The following is a 24,513-nucleotide window of genomic DNA, read 5'->3' as shown; positions in this document are numbered from 1 at the left end:
TCCTCCCTTGTTTTATAAACAGAACATTTATAGAAAGAACATTTTTAGAAAGAACAATAAAGGCTGTTCGTTTTCCCTGGTTCTGCTACTGGCCTTTGCACCTCTGTTCATTCAGGCTCAGAATTCTGTTACTTCTCAGGAGCCGGACTGGCAACACGCTCTCAGCCTTGGCGACAAACCCTTCTATTCAAAGGACTTTCCCTGGTTCAAATCCGTCAATCCTGACGCCCCTAAAGGCGGCCATGTAAACTTTGCTATCCATGGCAGCTTTGACAGCCTGAACCCATACATCATCAAGGGCTCAACACCCTCTGCTGCGCCGAATGTCTTTCGATATGGTGCGCTGGAGCTGAATGAGCCGTTGATGGTTGGAATGAATGCCTATGCGCCCGCCCGGGAAGAACTGGGGACACTCTACGGCCTGATCGCCCACTCCGTTGCCCTGTCCAGAGACAGACAAACCCTTGAGTTCAGGCTGCGCCCTGAAGCCCGTTTCCATGACCGGCAGCCGATCACCAGCGACGATGTTCTGTACACCTTCAAATTGTTAAAAGAACACGGCGCGCCTCAATACCAGATGTTGCTGGAACAGGTAGACAAGCTGGAAGCCCCCACGCCACACCATGTGCGTTATACCCTGAAGCCCCCGGTATCCAGAACCCTGCCCCTGCATATCGCTGAACTGCCCGTGTTGCCCAAACACTACTGGGAAAAACATAATTTCTCACAGACAACACTGGAGCCGCCCCTGCTCAGTGGCCCCTACCGAATCACAAAAGTTAAGCCCGGCACCTCAGTCACTTTTGAACGGGTAAACGATTACTGGGGCAAAGACCTTCCCGTCAGCCGTGGCTTTTATAACTTTGACAGAGTCACCCTGAATTTTTTCCGGGACCGGCGGGTTGCCTTTGAGTCTTTCCGCTCAAAAGACGCCGACGCCTTTATTGAAACAGAAGCCAAGAACTGGGCAAAAGGCTACGACCTGCCAGCCTTCCATTCCGGCGAGATCATTAAACGTGAAGTGCCTTACACTTTACCGGGTCACAGGCTCTTCTATGCCTTCAACCAGCGAAACCCTTTGTTCAGGAACCGAAAAACCCGGCAAGCCATCAGCATGCTGTTCGACTGGAAATGGACCAACCGGATTCTCTTTCACAGTGCCTACGTCAGGAACCGCAGCTTCTTTCCGGCTGCGGGTTCTGAATCCGCTGGAGTCATTACACCCGCCGAGACAAAAATTCTCGAACCTTTCTCAAAAAACCTTCCCAGTGACTTGTTTTATAAGGCATTTGCACACACTGAGCCAAAAGGTAACGGCTCCGTAGACAGAGAACGCCGGATGGCATTGCCCCTTCTGAAACAGGCTGGCTGGAAATACCAAAACAACCAGCTGGTAAACGACAAAGGTGAACCCTTCCGGTTTGAGTTCCTGCATTATTCCAGGGTCATCGAGCGCTTTATTATGCCCTTTGCTAAAAACCTGTCGACGGTGGGCATTCAAATGGACTTCAAGCCCATTGATATGAGCCAGTACCAGCGCCGTATCAAGCAACACCAGTTCGATATGATTCTGACATCCGTTCCCCTGATGGCGTTTCCGGATGAGCGGCTCTACGACTATTTCCACTCTGAAAGCGCAGACCGCGAAGGCAGCCATAATATGGCTGGTATTCAGGACCCGGCTGTCGATAAACTGATAGAAACCATTGCCACCAGCGACGATCCTGACCAGATCCGCACCCATATCAGCGCACTTGACCGGGTTCTGCTCTGGCAGCATTACACGATTCCCACCTGGCACAACAGCGTTATCCGCGTGGCACACTGGAAACACCTGGTACCACCGGCTACCCCGAACCAGTTCGGTTTTCGGCTGAGCAGTTGGTGGTATGACCCGGACTCATTGACAAAAAGGAAAAAAAAGCTGTGAGTCGCCCCTTCAACCGAATTGCCCACTGGCTGTTAGCCGGGGGCTCGTTACTGACTGTGTTATTGACTGTGTTATTGACTGCTTCTCAGTCTCATGCTGCGGACTCCCCAGCCCCTGACGGGCAGATTACCAGAAGCCATGCCCGCGCACTGTATGGTCAACCCTTCTATCCGGCGGACTTTAAGCATTTTAATTACATCAACCCGAATGCACCCGACAGTGGTACGCTTCGACTCGGGGCGCAGGGAACGTTCGATACATTCAATGCCTTTACCACGAAAGGTGTGCCTGCCAGTCTCAGTGGACATCTTTATGACAGTCTGATGGTACGGAGCAGGGATGAACCTTACACCCTTTATGGGCTGATTGCTGAAGCCGTTGAGTACCCCGCCAGCAACCGCTGGGTCAGGTTCTACCTCAACCCCAAAGCACGGTTCGCTGATGGCAAGCCCATTACAGCGGCAGATGTCAAATTCACATTCGATCAGTTCAACAGCAAGGATGCCCCCATCTACCGCTCAGCACTGGACAATGTGGAATCGGTTAAAGTGGAATCGGCACAGCAGATTATCTTTTACCTGAATGCCAGCCATGAAGAGAACCGCCTGCTGCCCTTCCAGATTGCCCAACTGCCCATTCTGCCCTCCCATGACCGGGAACGTTACGACTTCAGCCGGGCTGATTTCACCCTGCCATTAAGCTCAGGGGCTTACACCATCAAAAGCTATGAACCGGGAAAACAAGTCATTCTCAGGGAGGTGGAAAACTACTGGGCAAAAAATCATCCGGTCAGAGTGGGGCATAATAATTTTCGCCAGATCCAGTACGACTATTTTCGTAACGCCACGGTTTCCCTACAGGCATTCCTTGCCGGCGGTTATGATATACGGCTGGAAACCATCGCTAAAAACTGGAGCCACGGTTACACCGGCAAAGCCGTTGAAAGCGGCAAAATCATCCAGACCCTTTTACCCAGAAAAACCAATCAGATTCAGGCATTTGTATTCAATACTTCAAGTGCTGTCTTCAAAGACAGACGGGTTCGTCAGGCCGTCAGCCAGGGCTATGATTTCCAGTGGACGAACCGGACACTGATGTATAGCAACTACCAGCAACCCCACAGCCTGTTTGCGAACTCAGAGTTCGGGCAGCGTTCAGCTCCAAACTCCGGGGAACTTAAACTGCTCCAACCTTTTCGGCACAAGCTCCCTGTTGAACTGTTCACACAGCAGTGGCAACCCGTTAAAACATCAGGCGACGGAAATATCCGGGCAAAGCTGCAACTGGCACATTCCCTCCTGCAGCAGTCTGGCTGGGTCGTGAAAAAGCAGCAGCGCGTCAACAGGGAAAACGGTCAGGTGCTGAGCTTTGAGCTGCTGCTCACCACACCTGAGCAGGAACGTATCGTACTGCCTTTTCAGCGAAACCTGGAACAGCTGGGGATAGAGATGCGGGTGAAAACGGTTGATCTTGCCCAGTATATCCAGCGGGTAAGAAATAAGGATTACGATATGTTGTTACGCACCATAAGTCACGGAACAACACCCGGTAATGAGCTGCAGCAGTACTGGCACAGCCAGTATGCCAATGAACAGGGGTCACAGAATGTCGCCAATGTCAGCAACCCGGTCGTTGATGCCATACTGCCTTATGTTCGCACCGCCAAAACACTGGAAGAACTGATAACCGTCACACGAGCCCTTGATCGTATTCTGTTATGGGAATACTACGTTATTCCACAACTGCAGGCCGGACAATGGCGCGTTGCGCACAGAAGTAGACTAGGCTATCCCTCCGGAACTGCATTAAACGGTTACCTGGATTTCACCACATGGTGGGAGAAGCCGCAAAATGACTAATCACCCTGCAATACCGACACTACTCCTTCTGTTCACTCTGACTGCTCTCTGTGCTACCACTTCAGCGGCTCCTCTTGAACACGCCGTCAGTTTGTTTGGCAAACCCGCCTACCCGGAAGGTTTCAGCCACTTTAACTACGTTAATCCCAACGCCCCCAAGGGCGGAACACTCCGGCAATCGGCACTCGGCCACTTTGACAGTCTCAACCCTTATGTCGACCGGGGGGTGGCAGCAGCAGGAGCCGATTTGCAATACGACTCACTGCTGGCTCGTTCATGGGATGAACCGCTCACCAAATACGGGCTGATCGCAGAAAAAATTGAACGGGACCCGGATAACTACTGGGTAGCTTTCTACGTCAATCCCAAAGCACGATTCAATGATGGCAAACCGGTAACGGCTGAAGATATCAAGTTTTCATTTGACCTGCTGAGGGAAAAAGGTTCCACCTTCTATCGTAACTTTTATGTGGATGTCGACAAGGTGACCGTGACCTCACCAGACAGAGCACTATTCAAGTTCAAACACAATAAAAACCGCGAGCTGGTGACTAATCTCGGACAGATGCCAATAGTTCCCAAACACTACTGGAAAGACCGTGATTTCAGCTCTCCCGGATTGACAATCCCAGTCACCAGTGGCCCTTATAAAGTCAGTGAAATACAACCGGGCCGTACTATTACCTATCAGCGTGATCCGAATTACTGGGCAAAAGACCTGCCCGTCTGCCGGGGACGGTTTAATTTTGACCAGCTTCACTACATCTACTTTCTGGATACCAGCGTTGCCCTACAGGCTTTGCTGGCCGGTGAATACGACTGGTTAATGGTATCCGACCCAAAGCACTGGCAAAAACTGTTTTCCCGTAAAAGTCAGACGCTTTTGAAAAAAACAGGACTGGTGACTGAAACCCTGCCTAACAGTAACCCCCAGACTGTCATGCTGACTTACAACACCCGCAAGGCATTCCTGAAAGATCGCCGGGTCAGGGAAGCCTTGGGCTCAGCAATGGATTTTGACCGACTCAATCGAAACTATTTCCATGACTTGCTTCGCCGGGCAGACAGCTATTTCTCCGGCACCGACCTGGGTGCAAAAGGCCTGCCCTCTCCAGAGGAACTCAAATGGCTGGAACCCTGGCGCAACCAGCTACCCAAACCATTATTTACACAGATCTATATTCCGCCCGGTCATAACGATAACAATGAACGATCTCAACGAGCCAAAGCACTGGAACTGCTGAAAGAGGCAGGCTGGCGTATCAAGGATAACCAGCAGGTAAACAGCAAAGGCAAGCCCCTGACGCTGACGCTGCTCCTTACCAACCCGGAGAATGAACGTTATACCCTGGATTATCGAAGAAGCTTAAAAGCATTGGGGGTAGAACTGTCTATACGTACAGTAGACAGGGCACAGTACATAGAACGGATTCGTAATCTTGACTTTGATATGGTCACAAACGTGTTCCGGCACACACCTTCACCCGGAACCGAACAAAAAGATCATTTCAGTTCAGCTGTTGCCGACCTGCATGGCAGCCGCAATCTTGCCGGTATAAAGAACCCGGCGGTGGATGATATTGTCGGGCGTATACCGACAGCCACCAGCCGTCAACAGCTTCTGTCTCTGCTGCATGCGCTGGACCGGATACTGCTGTGGGAACATTACAGCATGCCATTGTGGTACCAGCCCGACTGGCCTCTCGTACACCGGGCCTACCTGAAGCACCCGCAGCAGACACCGCCCTACGCGCTGGATATCAGCACCTGGTGGCTTGATGAGGCTCAGAAAAAGGCTGTTAATTAATCAGTAATTTAACGGTAGGAAGCGTTGCCGACTCAGTTCAGCCAGGTCATCTTGTTTTTTGATCTGGCTGGTATCAGATAAAAAGTAATTCGGATTCTTAATAAGTTCATAAATAAACCAGAGTTATTATCGGCTTGCTCCGCTGTTCTTGTGGTTGTTTTCTTGCACCAGACACAACCTTGTACTATTAACTTTAATCTAATTAATAATCGTTACTATTTACATAACGGTATGCGTCCTACTCAACCTAAATCGTTATCATGATGTGAGGTATCGGGTGAAGCAGGTCATAAATGTCTTACTGAAACACTATTCGTTCAGGGTTGCCAGTTGGACCCGGGCAGACCAAAACCAGAAAATAACAGCTAAAAAACACCTGGGTCTGAAATCCTGTCTTGCTCTTTTTCTGCCAGCCTTGTTACTCATGCATCTGTATCCGGGTGCAGGCAATGCAGCTCCCTCACACTCTTCATTCAACGAGCCATCGCAAAATATTTCTTCAACCGCTGCCCCTGCCACTGTTGCATCCGCAACAACACAACCAGTAACACAGCCAACCACACAAAACGATGTATCCCGTTTCTGTGGTGGTGAGGTTGATTATGGCGGTCTTAATCTAAACGACACCATTTTGGCTTCTATTAGCTCGGCACTGGAGCAGTACCAAAAAAAACACCCTGCTGACAAGATATCACGATGCATCATCAAAACACCTGACGGTCACCCTGTTGATGAAGCCATTTTGTCGTTTAATGAGGGCAAGCTGCAAAGCGCAGTGTACAACACCGCCTTTTTACTACTGGGCAAAGGCATCAGAATATCTGATAAAAACCCGGCAGAATCCTGCCATTTAAGACCCTATCGTTTTGCCGGAGATACGACTTCGCAGCTGTCCGCTGTTCAGGATAACTGGGAGAATTCCTATCAGGTAACAGAGTCCATTACCCTGGCAGCAGGTCAGAAGCTGATTGGAATCCCACTCAATATTAACAATGACACTCTGGCTGAGGGCTTTTATGTCAACCTCAGGCGTCTTATTTCCGCAAAAATCCGTTGTAAGCCTGATAGCGAAGGGTTAGACGATTTTTTGGTTGAAAAAAATAGTTTGATCAGGCTGTCTCAACCGGGTGTTGTTGTATCCGGGGTGACTAATGCCCTTGATATAAACCAGAAGGCTACCTTTACTGGCAAGTGCGAAACCTACGAACCGTACCGATATTTTCTTAAATCATATACAAGACAGAAGCCTTCTTATATGGGGTATCAGAATTTGATCAAGGCAGAAATAGATCCCAGGTCACTGTCTCCTGATGACGCTCATCTCTATGACATTAGCGATAACGAACTCTTTCAGGCTCAGGAATCTGCGATCCATATCTCGTTCAAACAAGGCAGTGACACCATTGATTCAAACCGAATGGACAACATGACCTTTGTTCGTATCAGCAACAACCGGCTCTACTCTTGCCATGCAGACATTGACGGGGTCAGCATGGCAAGAGTAGAGCCGGTTCTGAACATCAATACATACTACAACGACAACGCACAAAACCCCGGCTTAGTCCATGCACTGGAACTCACCGACAACCAGTTGATGACCAAAGGCGATACGGCTGTCCGGTTCGTAGCAACGCCCAACACCAGCTCGGTCATTAAAAAGAATAAGCTCACCACCTCCGCACAGTCCCTCAGTGACTCCCGGGGTATCAGCCTTACCGGCACCAACCATCTGAAAGACACAGCGAGACCCAGACCTGAATTTACGCTTGAAGATAATTCGATTACAGGCTTTCAGGATGGCTTATTACTGGATGGCACCCTTAGCCTGACACTCAACTCAAACCGCCTGACCGGAAAGAAAAGTGCCATCGCCCGAGCCCCCGGTCAGCTAACTGACCCCATTCAGTTATCCGGTAATCAAAAAAACACCTATTCAGGCAGCGTGACATCGCCCTGTGCAGGTCTTGATTTATCGACCATTGAAGGCGGCTTTCTTTTTTCCGACGGGACGCCCTGCCCGGCTAGCTACTCTCCAGATGGCGACTCTCCAGGTGACGACTCTCCGGGTGACGACTCCCCTCCAGGAACCTCACCCTGATCAGCCAGAGCCTGCCTCCTGTTTTTCCTGCATGCAGGGATTCGTTCAGCGTATACATTGAATAATGAGGTTGTCCGTGAGCAAAACAAATTTTTATTCTGCAACGCCCCTGATATTGTTCTGCCATGTGTGGATGGGCTTTCAATCAGCTACAGCGACACCCGTTAACTCAACAACTTCCGCGACCCTGCTAAACAGCACCCTGTCCAGCACGACGCTATCAACGACGCTATCAACAACGGCAAAACCCTCACAGGTTATGGAGCAATTAAGCACGCTCTGTAACCACGATGTTGAATACCCCAAAAACACACCTCTGGATGATGTTCTTATAAGCAGCATCGCTGCGGGGCTTGAGCAGTTTAAAGCAGAGCATCCCAACAACCCCATAGAGCATTGCGTGGTAAAAGTGCCGGATGGGAACGAGCTGGATGCTGAGATTAAACGCTATAACGAAAACAAATCGAACAGTCAGAAACAGCATACGGCTTTTCTATTGCTCGCCAGGGGAATAAAAATGTCATCCATTAACGATGCCGCCCCCTGTGAATCCCTGGTACCCATTGTTGCAGGCGTTGATGACAGTAACAAAGAGCTTCCATCACAACTGCCTTCAACCTGGCAAAACAGCTTCCTCATAGAAGAGCCTATAGAGCTTGAACTGGGACAAAAGCTGATTGGCATACCACTCGATACACGCACTGCCGCATTAGCCAGTGGTTACCATGCGAACATTAAGCGGAAGCTTCAGGCCAGTTACGGCTGTCATTTTAGCAACCTCGGTTCTGTCAGCTATACCCGTGACCATTTGATCACTATTCGCCAGCCCGGCTCCGTTGTTTCCGGCATCACCAATGTTGACGGGATTAACGACAGTCGGGGCTACACCAAGCGCTGTTCTTACCGAACACACTACCCAAGAATTTATACGGACCAGATGTACACGACACTGCTCAACATTGAACTTGATGTCATGTCGTTTAATCTACCGAATGGCTCACGAATGGTGGATATTTCCAATAATGAATTCTACCAGTATGAAAACAGCGCCATTGATATCACTCTGGTCGGACATGGGCTGTTTTCTCAGTGGATTCAGGGCAGAACCTTCGTCCGTCTCCACAAAAACCACATTTATTCCTGTTTTACCCGGGAGCGTAAAAGCAGCAATGAGGTAGCCCTCAATATCGACCTCCGTTATCACGATGCCGCCCCTGACCCTGAAATAAGTCATGTCCTTGAACTGGAAGAAAACCAGTTTGATACCCGCTATAAATCGGCTGTTAGCCTGAATGTCTCTCCGGGCTCCCGCTCTGTTATTGCTAATAACCGCATTGTGACCAATCCATCCGCTGAAGACTCGGCAGGGATAACCATCGCGGGAATTACCACCGAAAAAGACAGTGCAAAGGACGCCCCTTCCTTTCTGTTTAACAACAACCAGATGAAAGGGTTTAAATCCGCCATTGCATTTGAGGGAGCGATGAAGCTGAAGCTGAACTCAAACCAGTTGCTGGGAACGGATTACGCCCTGAAACGAGTGGGGGAACAGCGGGGCTTTCCTGTTGAATTGTCCGGCGATGAACAGAATCTGTACATGGGGTTGAAAGCCTGCGCAACGCTTGAGAGCAGCTGGATCATAGGTGGTCTGACATTGGCTGATGGCATTCCCTGCCCGGCAGACTACATTCCGGCTACTTCTCCGACAGAGGCGTCAACATCGCCTGCTACCTCATCACCTTCAAAATAATAATGGGCCACATTCTATCAGGCACAGGTAATGTATGAACCTTTCATATCCCTTTCAAAAAAAACGTCTTTGGCTGTATTTTTGCCTGTTAATGGCTGGTTCTTCCGTTTCGGCAGCACCGGTTACTCCGGGCATGTTTGAGACTAAGACTCAGCCCGAACCCCCGACCACCAGCCAGCCCGTAAAGCCGGACTGCGTTGATGATGAACTGGAGTTACCCAATCAAACACTGCAGAGGCAGTGTAGCCACGTAATAGCCCATGGTAATTTACACATCGATTATTCCATGGCAAAAGCGGCGGCTACGTTGCTGGATCGTTTTATAAAGAAACACCCCGAAGAGAAAAAAATTGAACGCTGTGTTGTGCTGACACCGGAAGGTGGCAATGTAGATGAGCAAATCAAAACCTACAACACCAAAACTTCGTCATACAACAAGACTCACACCATTTTTCTGCTGCTCGGCAAAGGAGTCAAAACACCGGTTGACCCTATGCAGCCCGAGTCCTGCCCGACGGTAAAGCCTGTGTTTGCAGGATCAGACAATCCGCCCGTCCTCCCCCCTCCCGCTACATGGCAGGACAGCTTTAACATTAAACACTCCATTGTTCTTGAGCCGGGGCAAAAACTCATCGGAGTACCCGTTGATGTCAGCCATTCAAGGCTGGCGGAAGGCTACTATGTCAGCATCAAACGCAAGATCACAACCAAGATTAATTGCTTTAATTATCGCTACAAGAGCATGAAAATTACCAAAGACAGTTTTATCACGCTGAAGGGCAAAGGTATTTTTGTTACAGGTATCACCAACGCCTTTGGCGTCAATGACAGCCTGTCTGTTTACGAAACCTGTGGCGGGTACTTCAAAGAGAAAGTTCGGGATGTCACCGCTCAGGAAGCACACCAGCAAATCATTCGGGTAGAGATTGATCCGACCTCTTTACATACCCCAACCAGCACAGCAATGATTGATATTTCCAATAATGAGCTGTTTCAAATCCAACAGCCCGCCATCAGCATTGCGCTGAAAAAATCAGACGGTGAAACGGCAGCTATTCAGTCCGACTGGCTTTTTGACCAGACTTTTGTGCGCACCAAAGGCAACCACATTTATTCCTGTCGCTCAGTCGCCGGAAAAGAGCCTCTGGCGCCTGCGTTTGTTGCTGATTTTACTTATGTGGACTATGCACCAGAACCAGGAAAGGTCCATACCCTGGATTTGCAGAACAACCTGATTATTACTCACAAGAACAGCGCTGCTGACATAACGCTTTCGACTCATGCTGATGCAACACTGACAGGCAACCACCTGCAGGCTATTGGCGATAGTTTGTACGGCGTAGCCCTGACCGGAGGAACTCATGATGGCACGCCTGCTCGCACATTTCGTCTTGAAGACAACACGGTATCAGGCTTCCGAACCGCTCTTTTGCTCAATGGCAGCCTCCGTCTAGCCCTGAACTCCAATGACTTGCTGGGGTTACAACGGGCTATTGAGCGTGGCGAATGGAAACTTTACCCCGTAGCCCTGTCCGGTGACAGCCATAACACCTATCAAAAAGGCGTTCAGCATCCCTGCCAGAATCTCGATAGTGAGGCTGTAACAGGCAGCATTACCTTCCAGGATGGCACTTCGTGTCCTGACACAGGCAACGACCCCACACCATCCACGACACGACTGCCCGATTATCATTGAGGCGGATGACTGTAACTGTTGGCTTTATCCAGTAACTGCGACGCACCATAAAAACCATTTCTGACAGGCGGCCTGAGAGTTTTTTTATGATTCAATCAATCAACCTGCATTCCATAGTGATTACGGCAATGTTAACTGTCTGTACAGTGCCATCCCTTTCCATGGCGTTTCCCTCTACACCTTCCACTATGTCATCCACGACAACAATAAAAGGGATTTCCACCGGCCCAACAGACAGAGTGACGACTCTCCACTCAACCGAAACCCCTGATGATGCGTTAAATCGACTGTGCGGCCAGAATCCCCCCCTCACGGGGGATATCGCTTTAACCGTTCACATGAAATCAGCAGCGGTTGAAGTACTGGAAACTCTGGCCAGAAACAATCCGAATGAAACCATTTCCCGGTGTGTCATCAGCGTACCCGGGGGAGGCAACCTTGATGAACAAATCAAACGGTTCAATGCAGACAAGCATTGGGAGGAAAAATACAACACCGCCTTCTTATTGTTTGGAAAAGGCATCAGACCGCATCGCAAAGACCCGCAGAAAACCTGTGACTGGGAAGCAGAAAAAACGCCAGGGGACGCTTTACCGGCAAACTGGGAAGACACATTCTGGATCAGGAATACCATTAACCTTGAGTCCGGACAGAAGCTGGTCGGTATACCGCTGGATGGCAACCATTCACAATTCGCCGACGGTTACTATGTGAATCTTCAAAGACGTATCACGGCAACCGCAAAGTGTCGGGGAGAATCGGCCTCTTTTAATCATACCCGGGACAGTCTGATCACTCTCGAAGGGGCTGGAAATACCATCACCGGGCTGACGAATATTGGCCACTCCAATCAGATAAAAACTTTTACAAAGATCTGTGGAACCTGGTCAAAAAAAACCCACAAAAAAACACTCAATCCACAAGAAGTCCACTTTGAAGTGATAAAAGCCCGGTTCAACCCTATGGTCTTGCCAGTCAATACCAACAGCAACATCATTGACATCTTTAACAACCAGTTTTTCCAGTATGAAAAGCCCGTGATTGATATTTCTATCAAAGCCAGCGAGGAGGGAACAGCTCAGGGAGAGATCGTCTCAGATCGACTCGCTGAAAAAACACTGGCGGGCATCCATGACAATCGTTTTTATGCCTGTCAGGTTTCAGGTGTAGAGAAAACAATGGAGCCAGCGCTACGGGTTAACATTGATTTTCATGACGCGTCATCCAGCCCAGAGCCAGTCCAGGCGCTATCGTTGCAACAGAACCATTTTTTAACCGACGGCAACATGGCGGTCAACATTAAACTGTCCTCAAATGCCAGAGGAACCATTAATAACAACCAGCTCGATACCACTCAACTCAATACTACCGATTCCAGCAACAGTTTATACGGCATCATGCTGACCGGCATTACCGACACCAACAGGGCCGCATTATCCTCCGTAACCGCCTCATTCAGTCTGGCTGATAATCAGATCAACAACGTTCGGGTCGCTTTGGCATTAAACGCCAAACTGGTACTTCAGCTTACGTCGAACCGGCTTCTTGGTACATCGGCCCCTATTGAGCTCAATCAACTACAGACTTACCCTGTCACACTGGCCGGAGATCAGAACAACGAATACTTACCGTCTGCAGACTTTCCCTGTGGCAACCTTGACCAGGGGAATATTCAGGGCGGTATCGTATTTTCTGATGGCACCCACTGCCCGTCTGGCTGGACACCGACTCTCCCGACGACACCTGCACTCACCTCATCGCCTGTGTCGTCTATACCGGAGTCGTCTACACCGGAGTCGTCATCAACACTTCAGATAACGCCTGAACCTGGCACTTCATCTGTGCCGGTAACAACGGAGTTTTCTTCAACGCTTCATCAGACAATGCCTGAGTCCACCAGTACCAGACCGTTCTCATTGCCTGCACCAACCTCTTCGCTGACAAAACAGTTCGAGTCTTTCCGTTCAAGTCAGGCTACACCTTCCCACACCACACTCTCCCACACCACACTCAGGCTCGCTTCACCATTAAAATTGTCTGAGTCTGAAGCGACGACAGTGCTTCCTGGCACACCAACGCTCAAAAACAGTGTTGGCCCATCCTCTACACTGGTCGCCATTAATAGCCCGTCACTTCGAACGAGTATCCGGAAAAGTACAGAGTACTCAGTCCAGAAAACCGTAACTCCGGTGCTGCTACCACCTTCTTCAACACCACAACAAACCGGCAACCTTACGATTATTTCATCAACGGTTTCTCAGATAATCCACCTGAATTCATCCAGCGACAAACAATACCAGGACCAAAAAAGTGGTTTAGGAACGGGTCAGAAAGCAGGAATAGGTATAGGAGCGACTGTCTTTGCAGGCATTATTATTGTGTTAGCCACTTCCCCATTGTGGCTAAAGCGAGCCAGTAAAGTCGGTGATGAACATGTCCCTCTCCAACTTCGGAATGAACATTTCCCTCTCCAATAATTTCGCAATAACCCTTATTCCTGCGCATCACAAGATTCACTGCAAGAAGCCGATGTAATGCCTGAATGCTGCCAAGTCAGGACTTTCTCAATGAAAACGGCTCTCTGTTACCTGTGTATCTTATGCGCCAGTACCCTGTTTCTGTCCAACCCACTATTTACCCCACTATCTACCCCACTATTTACCCCACTAAGAGCAGATGACAGTGTGACCCGCTCCCACGCCCTGAGTGTTTATGACCAGTTCAAGCACCCTGAACACTTTACTCATTTTGACTATGCCAACCCCCAGGCACCTAAAGGCGGAACTCTCCGCAAGGCCGCTACCGGCTCATTCGACACCTTCAATACCTTTGCGCCCAAAGGCAACTGGGCAGCAGAGAGCTACATCCTTTACGATACCCTGATGGTCAGGGCGGGTGATGAGCCCTACACCGTTTACGGACTGATCGCCCAGTCCATTGAGTACCCAAAGGATCTGACATGGGTGGCCTACAACATTCACCCTGAAGCCCGATTTCACGACAATGCCCCTATAACAGCAGAAGACGTTGTTTACACCTTTAAGGCTCTGAAAGAAAAAGGCCCTCCTCATTACCGTCATCTGTATGCGGATGTCACTTCTGTCAAAGCCACCAGCCGCCTGAGAGTCGAATTCCGTTTTTCACGTCCCCAGGGCAAACATCTTCTCCTGAGACTTTCCCAGCTAAGAGTGCTACCCAAACATTTCTGGACTAGACCAAAGCATGATATTGGCAACGCCGACCTGACCGTTCCTCTGGCCAGTGGCCCCTTTAAAATCAAAGACTTTGAAGCAGGACGTCATGTTACTTATGAACGCGTGAAACATTACTGGGCAAAAGATTTACCCGTCAACAAAGGCCGGCACAACTTCGATGAAATACGTGTTGATTATTACCGTGATGGCCAGATCGCGCTGGAAGCTTTCAAGCAGGGAGCCTATGACCTCAGAGTGGATGGCAATCCAAAAAACTGGGCGGAAGGCTATAAGGGCAATCGCCTGAAAAACGGCGATATTATTCAGGAAGCGGTGCCTAATAAAACGCTTGGTATGCGTGCCTTTGTTTTCAACCTGCGTAAAGCCAGGTTTGCAGACAGGCGGTTGCGTCAGGCCATCAGCCTGGCACTGGATTTTCAGTGGATTAACAAACACCTGTTCTTTGATATTTACAAACAGGCCTACAGCCTGTTCTCTAACTCTGAACTGGCTGCCGATACCCTGCCCTCTGCAAAAGAAATCGAGCTGTTATCCCCCTGGCGTAAAGATCTGCCTGAAGAGGTGTTCACACGGGTCTACCAGCCCCCGACCACGGACGGCAGCGGCAACTGGCGCAACAATCAACGTCAGGCACTGAAACTCTTAAAAGAAGCTGGCTGGCAGTTGCGAAATGGCAAACTGGTTCACCAGAAAACGGGCGAACCGATGGAGTTTGAAATACTGCTGTCTCAACCTGAATTCGAACGTTTTGTGCTTCCCTTTGCTAACAATCTGAAAGCTCTGGGTATCCATGCCCGGGTCAGCACTATTGACACCTCTCAATACATCAACCGTTTGAGAGAGTTTGATTTCGACATGGTCATTCACGGCTTCTACCCCGGAATCTCACCCAGTACCGAGTTAAAAAGTTTCTGGGGCAGCGAGAGCGCGAGAGCCCGGTCCGGTAAAAACATCTCCGGGATCAGCCTGCCGGTACTGGACGCACTCATAGAGAAATCCGTGAAGACTCAGTCCCGATCTGAACTGGTGGATATTGCCCGAGCCCTTGACCGCGTGGTGTTGTGGCACCACGCCGTTATTCCCCAGTGGTATCTGCCTTACTGGCCCTTCATCTATAAGAAGGGATTAAAACACCCAAAGACTGCACCGGATTACGCCAGCGGGCTGGATACCTGGTGGTGGGAGAGTAGAAGCAGGAAGTGAGACTTGTTGTGATCAGGTCTCCTGCTTCCAGCCTTCAACACCTTTAACGAAGGTAGCGGACACATATTCATTACGGTCATAGTTAAAGGCCCTTACAAGCACTGAGTCTGAGTCAATCGTTACCTCGGCTTCATAGACAAAGCGCAGCTCCTCCGGGAGCTTCAGGGTGTGTATACCTGAACCGTCAGTTATCTCCATGTTCGTCCCGAATACAGCGACACCAGGCAGTTTATTCTTAGCCATATCCGGAAAGTCATTTCCACAGCGTATGAACTGCGCTATTTCTCCACCATCGAACGTCGCTTTCATTTTCCCGGTTATCTTTTCACCCTCCGGAACAGCGATTTCTTCCACCTCTTCAAGGCTGATAAACCGACTGCTGATTTCGGCAGAAGCAAAACCAGCCTCTAATGCCGATGGACTTTGAGCAGGAAGACCATGATGCTGAAGTTCAGGAATTGGCTCACCAAACATATCCAGCCCCTTGCTGTTAATATCGGTTCTCAGCAGGTGATCCTGTTTGAGTTTTAGAAAATTGTCAGGTTTGTGACCTCCGGACTCCCTGACCGCAGCGAAAACCTGCGCACCACTTCCGGATTTCAGGTCAGGAAGCTTTGAGGCATAGGCATCCTGGTTCACACCGAGCCGGAATCTTTCAGTAATGGAGACACAGTTGCCACCACTATGAATGATTCGTTCTATAACGCTCTCGCGCTCTTGAGAACCTGAAGCCAGAAAATTTAATTCGTGGAGGATCTCGTAAGCAGGCTCAGTTTTTCCATCCTTGCTCTTTTTTTGCACATGATTGGGCAGATAAAAAATGCACTGCCCGTTCAGAATGCGGTGATGGTCTTCCCAACGGGGAGTCTCTGGCCATTTCAGTTGAGATTTCAACCAGTTGGATTTGTTTTCTTCAAGACTTTCTGAGACCAAAGATTCCGGTTCTGTCTGCTCCCACAGCAGGTTGAGCTGATAATGGTTTATGAGCGAATCAACGTATTGCGCCTGCATAGCCTCACTGTCCGGCCTCTCGATATCAATGCCAAGCTGAGCGACGGCATCAAGGAGTGTCTTCGTTGCCTGACAATCATTACCACTGGTACGTAAATGCAGCGTACCCGCCATGGAAAAATTATCGGCCAGGTCATCACTGAACCAGTCAATTTCAATGCCGGGACGTTCCTTCAGGCACTCATGAGGCAGAAACGCTTCAGGATCCAGTTGATAATGATGCGCCCTGTCTATCACCACCTCTTTGCCATTTTCCCAGCCACGGCCATTCCGAAACTCTCTGGCTGGCAGAGTACTTCCCTCAACGGGTGTAAAAGCGATGGATGTTACCCGGATTGGCAACCCTTCAGGCAGCTGTGCAGGGAGTTGCTGGCGAATAGCCAGAGTTTTTTTATCTTCGCACTCCAGGGCATCGGCTATCTGACAACGAAGCCCGTTTAACGATTCAAGCGCCTGCTCTGCACGGCGGCGATCCTGTGGAAGACGGTAGCGCACCAGGCCCGCCTCAACAGTCTGTATAAGGTGCTGACAACGTCGATCCATAGTTTGAAGCTTTACCCGCCAATAGGGGTTCATGGCAGGCTTTTGACTGAGTTCATCAAGGCAGGTACGCAGGTAGTGGAGATCATTCATGCCGGTATCAGGCAGACCGAGCCGGTCAGCCAGTTGACGGGCTGCCTGAGGCTCAAGTTTCAGCCAGCAGGCGGTCACTGGCGTTTTTTGAACATCCATGAATTGATAAATGCGTAAATCGCCATTTTCAATACCTGAGTCAGCCACCGGCCTTGAATAGCCCTGCATACCAGAAGCGGCAATGGCTCCTTGCTCGGCGGCAGTAATCGGCTCAGGACAGCATTCCGGAAACCTGCGGGCAAGACAGGCCAGCCGGAACATCAGCGTTCGGCTGAGCCGCTGCCGGTCAATGGCAGTATCCGGCCCCATTGTTTCCACCAGTCGCGCGATGGCAGTGACATCTTTCGACAGGAGATCACGAACCGCATTTTTGATGTCCGCTTCACTGAGACGCTGGCTGAACAGAGTGGCTGCATTATGGTGAGCGGCACGAGAGTCTTCGGGCACAGTGCTTTCTGTCCGGGAATGTCCGGGATTCAGCAGGGTATCCAGTTCAAAGACCGTACTGCAAAAGGTGCCTGCCTTGCGCTGCTCGCCACCAGCTGACCCAAACTCTCCTGCCTCTTGCCAATACAGCGGTATTAACTGACCGTTCTCGTCCATTATTGTTTGGTCATGGTCAGCGCCAATTATATTGCTGTTGCCGGTGACGGCTGCTACCAGATAAAGCTTTGCCAGCTCAGCCGGGTCTGCTTCCTGCGCAAGTTCTTTTGTCATCGGGCTGCCGGTAACCTCAGACGAAACCACAAAGAACCTTCCCTCTTTTCTGACCAGCCGGGTTTCAGGCACGCTCAGTCCCAGCTCGCGGGCAAGATTAGCCATTAACACCTCATTCCGGGCGCTGTCTGGGTTTTTCCGCTCCCTGACAAGGTATTTACCATTGTCTGCTTTCCCGTTTTTATTCAGTTCAACAGCCTTAACCGGACTCAATAACTCCTCGCTGTCAGGCAAAGGCGGGGTAGTATCCTGATACATTTTAAAAAGTTCCGGCGCTTTTTCTTTCAGGAAATCAACCTGATAAAGCAGCGCATTATCCGCAAATTCAGCACGCTCTTTAATGGCCGTTGAAAAGTGATGCCTGACAGCCTTTTCCTTCTGCTCAGAAAAACCGGATTTTGAGTTAATGATCTGGGTGGTACCGGATAAATCCCCCTGTTGCGCAATAACGTCCCTGACCTGACTGGCCAGATTGTAAAGCTGTGAGTCGATATCCGGTTCAGCGGAAAAATCATGGTACAGGTCCAGCTCGGCAAGATCGAACCGGTTACCACTGCTTGTCCTCATAATCTCCAGGCAATCAGCGTCGTGGATAAGTTTCTCAACCAGAGTCTTAGCGGAACGGTCGGACCGATCCTTGTTAATAATGCTGCTTTTACAGGCCGCCACCATAGAATGCGGGCAGCCCATGGCTAACAGGTGATCCTCACACTGCTCAGCACTGGTTCTTTCCCATTCAGGAGTATCCTCCCCCTCTCCTTCCCGTCCGGAATCGTGAAAAAGACTGGCGGTCATCAGCCAGTGAACCTGCTCCGGAGAAACGGCTTTTGCCTCAGGATCATTCATTGACTGCCGGATGTTAAGCAGTATGGGGATCCACAAAGCCGCCCTGGCTCCATGCATGGCACCATGTACGGGTCGGGCGATTTCATCCGGGAGAACGGTCTGACCAGGCAGTGGTTTTTGCAGGAAGCGATGCACAAGGGATTGAGTCACTTCGAAAAATTGAGCCGTGCCGCAGTGATAGGCAGGCTCCCGGCCTGTGCCAAGTGATTTTAGTGACCTCTCACCGAGAGGTATTGTCGGCAACGACACTCCATCACGGTTTTGCTCTATGTAGGCACTCCCGGGTGGGACCTGAGCAATACTGCTGGTCTCAGACAAGCCAGCTTGCGGTTCTGTTTCAGGACTGAAGTTGCTTTCAGTAGAAATAGGTGAGGATGAATGAGTAATCATATACTTCCTTAAAAATCCCTTTAAAACTCAATAAGTAGTGCCTGTCCGAAAACCCTCAAGCCCTTGAAAAACACAGCCTGAGGCCAAATATAATACTCGAAGATTTTCCCAGACAGGCTGTTTTCGAGTTTATGCGTCAAACCATTAATCCACAAATGCAGTTGGGCGAGGTTGATATCTCCGCCATCACATTCAACCCCAAGTCCAGAGATGATATTCCCCGGCTTTTGCGGGGCTTGCAGCACATATGGGTTACACCTGATCTGAGAGAGCAGGTCTTTCAAGTTCTTGAAAGTATGATTCCTGCCAGCAGTAATAATGGTCGTCCCGGTATGGATCTCTGGAACATACTGGTGTTTGGCACCCTGCGGCTGGTCACTAACTGTGATTATGACCGTCTTCAGGAGCTGGCCAATGAACACGGCACGCTACGGAAAATGCTTGGGCACGGTCCTTACTGCACGCACTCTTATCATATCCAGACATTGCAGGATAATATCAGCCTGTTCACGCCCGAAATACTGGACCAGGTAAACCAGATTGTCGTGGCAGCAGGCCATCAACTGGTTAAAAAAAAGATGAGCCGCTATATGGCCGTGCCGATTCGTTTGTAGTCAAGACCGATGTTCATTTTCCCACAGACATCAGCCTGTTAAACGATGCCTGTCGTAAGGCTATTGAGTTTGCGTCCACCCTGGCTGGCCAGTACCAGTTACCAGCGTGGCGTCAGCGGGAATACCTGAAAAAACAGCATCGAAAGCGCTATCACAAGGTGCGGAATCTGAAACATTCCGTTGCTGCCTGCGAGTTTAAACAGCGGTCACGTCAGCACGATATTGAAACGGCACACCTTGAATACATTAAGTACAGTCTCGACATTATCCGCAAGGCAGAAAGCACAGCTGCCCTGGTAGAAAAAAGCGCCCCCGATGAGTCTGCGCTGGAGAATCTCAAATACTACATTGCCCACAGTCGTCACCAGATTAATCTGATTTATCGTCGGGTGATCGAGCATCAGCAGATTCCTCACAGCGACAAGGTGTTCTCGATTTTTGAACCCCACACAGAATGGATCAGCAAGGGTAAAGCCGGAGTTCCTGTAGAGTTGGGGTTGCGGGTATGCGTACTGCAAGACCAGTTTGGCTTCACGCTGAATCACCATGTGATGCAAAAGCAGACAGACGATCAGGTTGCAGTGCCTATCGCAAAAGGAGCAAAACAACGCTTTCCCATGCTGAGCCAGGTCAGTTATGACAAAGGGTTCTGGAGCCCCGCCAACCTTGAGGAACTTGATGGCTTTCTGGAACGAACCATTCTGCCGAAGAAAGGCAGGCTTTCCGCAGAAGACAAAAAACGAGAGCACCACCTTGAGTTTACCCGGGCAAAAAGAAAGCATTCCGCCGTAGAGTCTGACATTAATGCTCTGGAAGCCAATGGCCTCGATAAATGTCCGGACAAGGGCATTGATGCCTTCAAGCGCTATGTTGCCCTTGCGGTTGTGGGTGGCAACCTGAAGCGCTTGGGCAGGATTTTACAAGAACGGGATTTTTAGCCCTACTGACAGCAGTCTTTTGCCGTCCGAAATTTGATCATGGGTGCATGAGGGTTCTGCACGTTCGTAAAATGGCAGTTTTGGCTATTTTGCAAGCACTTTGATCAAGAAGTGCCCTATAAGCGAGACTCTGATAATGCTTGCGGAGCAGTTCTACTGTTTGATGAATGTCAGTGACTCAATTTTCATAGGTTTTCTGACAGGCACTAAGTAAGTTCATAGATTGGCAGAATAAAAAAAAGTTCAACCGTTGTTTTCTGCTATACATTCTTGTCCATGAACACAAAGAGTGTAAGGGTTTCTTCAATGCTCAACGCATCAACATTTTTCATTGCCTCCCTGTTAATAACCTCAATGCCTGTTTTCGCAGCGCCCCCCACTAACGCAGAGCTCGCCTTGGCGGGTACGGGAATAGGTGACAGTCGTGGTGAGCGTAATTACCATAAAGAACCTCGTCATATGAAGCCCGAGGAGTGTTTATGCACTGATGACACTCAAAAAGCAGCCGCTATCTTTGCTTATTTTTCAGGGAGTTTATCAGGGTGTTATACAAAAAAGAGCAAGGGCGTTGACAGGGTAAGGATGGCACGTATCCAGTGTTTTTCAGAATTCCCTAAAAAACAGCGCTTTGGTCTGGATATGGCTGGTCACCCCGACGTCAACCTGCGCGGCTATGGCCCTGGTCATGCGACACTGCTGAAAAAGTTTTATAAGAAATTCGATAGTGGGGACAAAATGAGCCCGGCGGACGTGCTTACTCTTTCTAGCAAAAGTGTTGGAGGAAAAACCGGCTCCTGGGGTAATGGAGGTTGTATGGGAATCGCCCCAATTGTCGGTATTATTGATACTAATCCCTACATCAGCGATGAGCGGTTTGTCCATCTGGTCAGGCAGACCGTTGAGGTCAGTCACAATCACCCCCACGCCATATCTGCCGCAGTCGCCATTGCCCTGGCAGCCAGAAGCAGCATTGAGTACCGGACAAGCGATCCAGCATCAAGGCCTTCACATCGTGATTTTGCTTTTGCCACACTGAGGCGCATTCGCCAATACGCTACTGATAACACTTTTCTGAAATGCCTGAAGATTGTCGAAAGGCACATTGGTAGCTCTTCACATGTTGAAGTAATGTCAGAATTAAACAGCCTCCTTCCTACGAGCGCCAGGGTAGGAAGTTCTCATAATGAGCAAACCAGAATTCTAGTCGGTCTCTGGGGCCCCAGTTCAGCAGCGGCTGTCTTACATTTTTTCTTCACCGATACCGAATCTCAGCAGGAGTTACTGCAACTTGTGAAGCAGTTTACTCATGACCAGGACACCATTGGTGCCATGTTGATGGCACTCAGCGTACTGAGGGAAGGAGGGTTCAGACGCAACGAATTTGACGTCAATGAATTACAGGGCTTGCTGGACTACTTTCCCCCGTGGGTCAATATAAACAGGAACGCCCATGACTACCTTATAGATAACAACCCGACCTCTGATAGCAACGATACCGTTAATACCATTGCAGCTACTGACACCTGCAATTGTACAGGTGCCTGCGGCTGCGCTAATTGGAACAGGAGTCTCTCCGAATAGATAAGGGCTCGCACCTGCCTGCCTTATAGAAAATACGGGTACAGCTTGCACCATTACGCATTCTAAAGCATTCTAAGAGCTACTCTGTTCACGAACCTCAGTGAGGTCAACCGGCTGTAACGATCAGACCAGAGCGTTCAGTCGCAACCCGGCCTCTATATAAAGACAAAACTTCTCTGACCATATATTCAGGACCCTTATGACTCATCGGTACAGTTTTCCAATCCGGTTCCTGCCCGTCAAAAATGCCCTTTTGCAGACTTGCCTGACCCTGGCTCTGGGCCTTACTGCCCTGACCGCAGACGCTGCTCAGACATTGCAACGCCCCGAAGGCAGCCAGACCAGCATGACGATGCATGGTGCCCCCAAATACCCTGAAGGATTCCGGCATTACGATTATGTCAATCCTGAAGCGCCAAAAGGCGGCGCATTGCGTATGACCGCGATGGGTACTTTCGATAGCCTCAATCCGTTTATTGAAAAAGGCACCTCAGTCGCTGCTACCGCCTATATGTACGACACTCTGATGGCAGCCAGTTACGACGAGCCTTTCACCATGTACCCGCTGCTGGCGCAGTATGTAGAAATGGCTCCGGATAACAGCAGCATCACCTTTCATCTTAATCCCAAAGCACGTTTTCACGATGGTCACCCGGTGACTGCTGAAGACGTTGTCTTTTCACTGAATACCCTGCTGGAAAAAGGCACACCGTTTTATCGTGCCTATTATGGCGATATTGAAAAAGCCGAAGCACTGTCCCGATACAGTGTTCGCTTTGTTTTCAAACACAACCAGAATAGGGAGCTGCCGCTGATTATCAGCCAGATGACAGTTCTGCCCAAACACTTCTGGGAAAAAGAAGAGAATGACTTTCAGGCCGCCAACATGAGCATTCCCCTTGGCAGCGGCCCCTATAAGATCAAATCAGTCGACTCCGGCCGCAGTATTGAGTACCAGAGAGTCGAGGACTACTGGGGAAAAGACCTGCCGGTCAACGTGGGTCGTTATAACTTCGATACCATCCAGTTAGATTATTTCCGTGATGAAAACGTCGCCCTGCAGGCAACGAAGGCAGGCAAATACAATGTACGCTTCGAGTACTCGGCACTGAACTGGGCCACCGCTTACGACATCCCCGCCACCCGGAACGGTGAGCTGATACTGGAAAGCATCAAAACCCTGTCGCCACAGGGCATGCAGGGTTTCGCCTACAACACCCGCCGGGAGCTGTTTCAGAACCCGAAGGTAAGAAAGGCGCTGATGGCTGCGTTTGATTTTGAGTGGTTGAACAAAAATCTGTTTTTCAATTCCTATTACCGTACCAACAGCTACTTTGCCAACTCCACCATGAGCGCTACCGGCATCCCTGAAGGTAAAGAGCTGGCACTGCTGAAGCCTTTTAGTGACCAGCTGCCCAAAGAACTGTTCACAGAACCCTACACGCTGCCTGTTTATGATGGCTCCGGCCAGATACGAAGCCAGATACGCAACTCCCTCAGTCTATTGTCAGAAGCTGGCTGGAAGCTTGAGAACGGCGTCCTGAGAAATGACAAAGGCGAGCCATTCAAATTTGAGATCCTGTTAATCCAGTCCTCCATGGAGCGGGTTGCACTGGCCTTTAAAAAGAACCTTGAACAGTTAGGTGTCGATGCCACCATTCGTGTTGTGGACGCCTCTCAGTACATTAATCGCCTGCGTAAATTTGATTACGACATGATTGTTTACCGCTATGGTCAGTCCAGCTCACCGGGCAATGAGCAACGGGATTTCTGGGGCAGTGCTGCTGCCGACGTACCCGGTTCCCGTAACTATATGGGCATTAAAAATCCTGTCGTCGACCAGCTGGTCGATCATCTGATCCATGCCGACTCCCGGGAAGACCTGGAAACAGCGGTTAAAGCTCTGGACCGGGTATTGCTGTGGGGTGAATACATGATTCCACAATACTATTACCCCAATGTCCGGGTCGCGTACTGGCAACCACTGGAACACCCTTTCAAACCCACTCTGGATGGTTCAGAGGCTCCACAGCTGTATAACTTTGACCTCGACAGTTGGTGGATGGGTACAGAACCCACTTCCGTCGTAGCGGCAACCGATACCTCTGAGGCACCATCAGAGAACGAACTGTCCGGCAAAACCGCCTTGTGGGTAGCACTGCTGGTTGTTCTGGGACTGCTGGTAAGATTTTTGAACAGAAGACGTAGCAGGAATAACGCTTAAC

General features: G+C 49.9%; 12 protein-coding genes. 11 read left to right on the top strand and 1 reads right to left on the bottom strand.

The genetic code is table 11. The features are described from left to right. Positions 1-7: 7 nt before the first annotated feature. The 8 genes from NX722_RS07685 (at position 8) to NX722_RS07650 (ending at position 15,558) form a co-directional block, all read left to right on the top strand. Positions 8-1,930 carry an extracellular solute-binding protein gene (locus tag NX722_RS07685; RefSeq protein ID WP_262567482.1) on the top strand — a complete coding sequence of 641 codons (1,923 nt, stop codon included), beginning with the start codon at positions 8-10 and terminating at the stop codon, positions 1,928-1,930. After that, positions 1,927-3,789: an extracellular solute-binding protein gene (locus NX722_RS07680; RefSeq protein WP_262567481.1), complete on the top strand. Its 1,863-nt coding sequence runs from the start codon at positions 1,927-1,929 to the stop codon at positions 3,787-3,789. The genes NX722_RS07685 and NX722_RS07680 overlap by 4 nt, the downstream gene beginning before the upstream one ends. Beyond that, a complete protein-coding gene (locus NX722_RS07675; RefSeq protein ID WP_262567480.1) occupies positions 3,782-5,596 on the top strand; it encodes an extracellular solute-binding protein in 1,815 nt (604 codons plus the stop codon). Before NX722_RS07680 ends, NX722_RS07675 begins: the two co-directional genes overlap by 8 nt. A 277-nt stretch (positions 5,597-5,873) precedes the next feature. Then, positions 5,874-7,694, top strand: a complete 1,821-nt coding sequence (locus NX722_RS07670; protein ID WP_262567479.1) for a hypothetical protein — start codon at positions 5,874-5,876, stop codon at positions 7,692-7,694. Between the two features lie 76 nt (positions 7,695-7,770). Further along, positions 7,771-9,444, top strand: coding sequence for a hypothetical protein (locus NX722_RS07665; RefSeq protein WP_262567478.1), 1,674 nt, complete (start codon positions 7,771-7,773; stop codon positions 9,442-9,444). A 34-nt stretch (positions 9,445-9,478) separates the two neighbouring features. Continuing rightward, positions 9,479-11,140, top strand: coding sequence for a hypothetical protein (locus NX722_RS07660; protein ID WP_262567477.1), 1,662 nt, complete (start codon positions 9,479-9,481; stop codon positions 11,138-11,140). Between the two features lie 86 nt (positions 11,141-11,226). Then, the gene (locus NX722_RS07655; protein ID WP_262567476.1) at positions 11,227-13,617 is read left to right on the top strand and encodes a hypothetical protein; all 2,391 of its coding nucleotides are present in this window, start codon (positions 11,227-11,229) and stop codon (positions 13,615-13,617) included. Positions 13,618-13,707: 90 nt separating this feature from the next. Further along, positions 13,708-15,558 carry an extracellular solute-binding protein gene (locus NX722_RS07650; protein ID WP_262567475.1) on the top strand — a complete coding sequence of 617 codons (1,851 nt, stop codon included), beginning with the start codon at positions 13,708-13,710 and terminating at the stop codon, positions 15,556-15,558. Positions 15,559-15,570: 12 nt separating this feature from the next. On the opposite strand, the gene NX722_RS07645 is transcribed toward NX722_RS07650, so the two are convergent. Beyond that, complete coding sequence (locus NX722_RS07645; RefSeq protein WP_262567474.1) at positions 15,571-19,155, bottom strand: SidE phosphodiesterase domain-containing protein; 3,585 nt, start codon at positions 19,153-19,155, stop codon at positions 15,571-15,573. A 131-nt stretch (positions 19,156-19,286) separates the two neighbouring features. Here NX722_RS07645 and NX722_RS07640 point away from each other — a divergent pair. The 3 genes from NX722_RS07640 (at position 19,287) to NX722_RS07630 (ending at position 24,512) form a co-directional block, all read left to right on the top strand. Further along, positions 19,287-20,707, top strand: a protein-coding gene (locus NX722_RS07640) for an ISNCY family transposase (RefSeq protein ID WP_262563791.1) whose coding sequence is annotated in 2 segments (ribosomal slippage) — positions 19,287-19,731 and positions 19,731-20,707 — 1,422 coding nt in all. Because the reading frame shifts where the segments join, the coding sequence is not laid out codon by codon here. Between the two features lie 306 nt (positions 20,708-21,013). Further along, positions 21,014-22,288 carry an ADP-ribosylglycohydrolase family protein gene (locus tag NX722_RS07635; RefSeq protein ID WP_262567473.1) on the top strand — a complete coding sequence of 425 codons (1,275 nt, stop codon included), beginning with the start codon at positions 21,014-21,016 and terminating at the stop codon, positions 22,286-22,288. Between the two features lie 199 nt (positions 22,289-22,487). After that, on the top strand, positions 22,488-24,512 hold the full coding sequence (locus NX722_RS07630; protein WP_262567472.1) for an extracellular solute-binding protein: 2,025 nt from the start codon (positions 22,488-22,490) through the stop codon (positions 24,510-24,512). The last annotated feature ends 1 nt before the right edge of the window (position 24,513 follow it).

Origin of the sequence: Endozoicomonas gorgoniicola, assembly GCF_025562715.2 — a bacterium.
GTDB classification, from domain to species: domain Bacteria; phylum Pseudomonadota; class Gammaproteobacteria; order Pseudomonadales; family Endozoicomonadaceae; genus Endozoicomonas_A; species Endozoicomonas_A gorgoniicola.
This window is presented reverse-complemented; position numbering and strand designations above follow the sequence as displayed.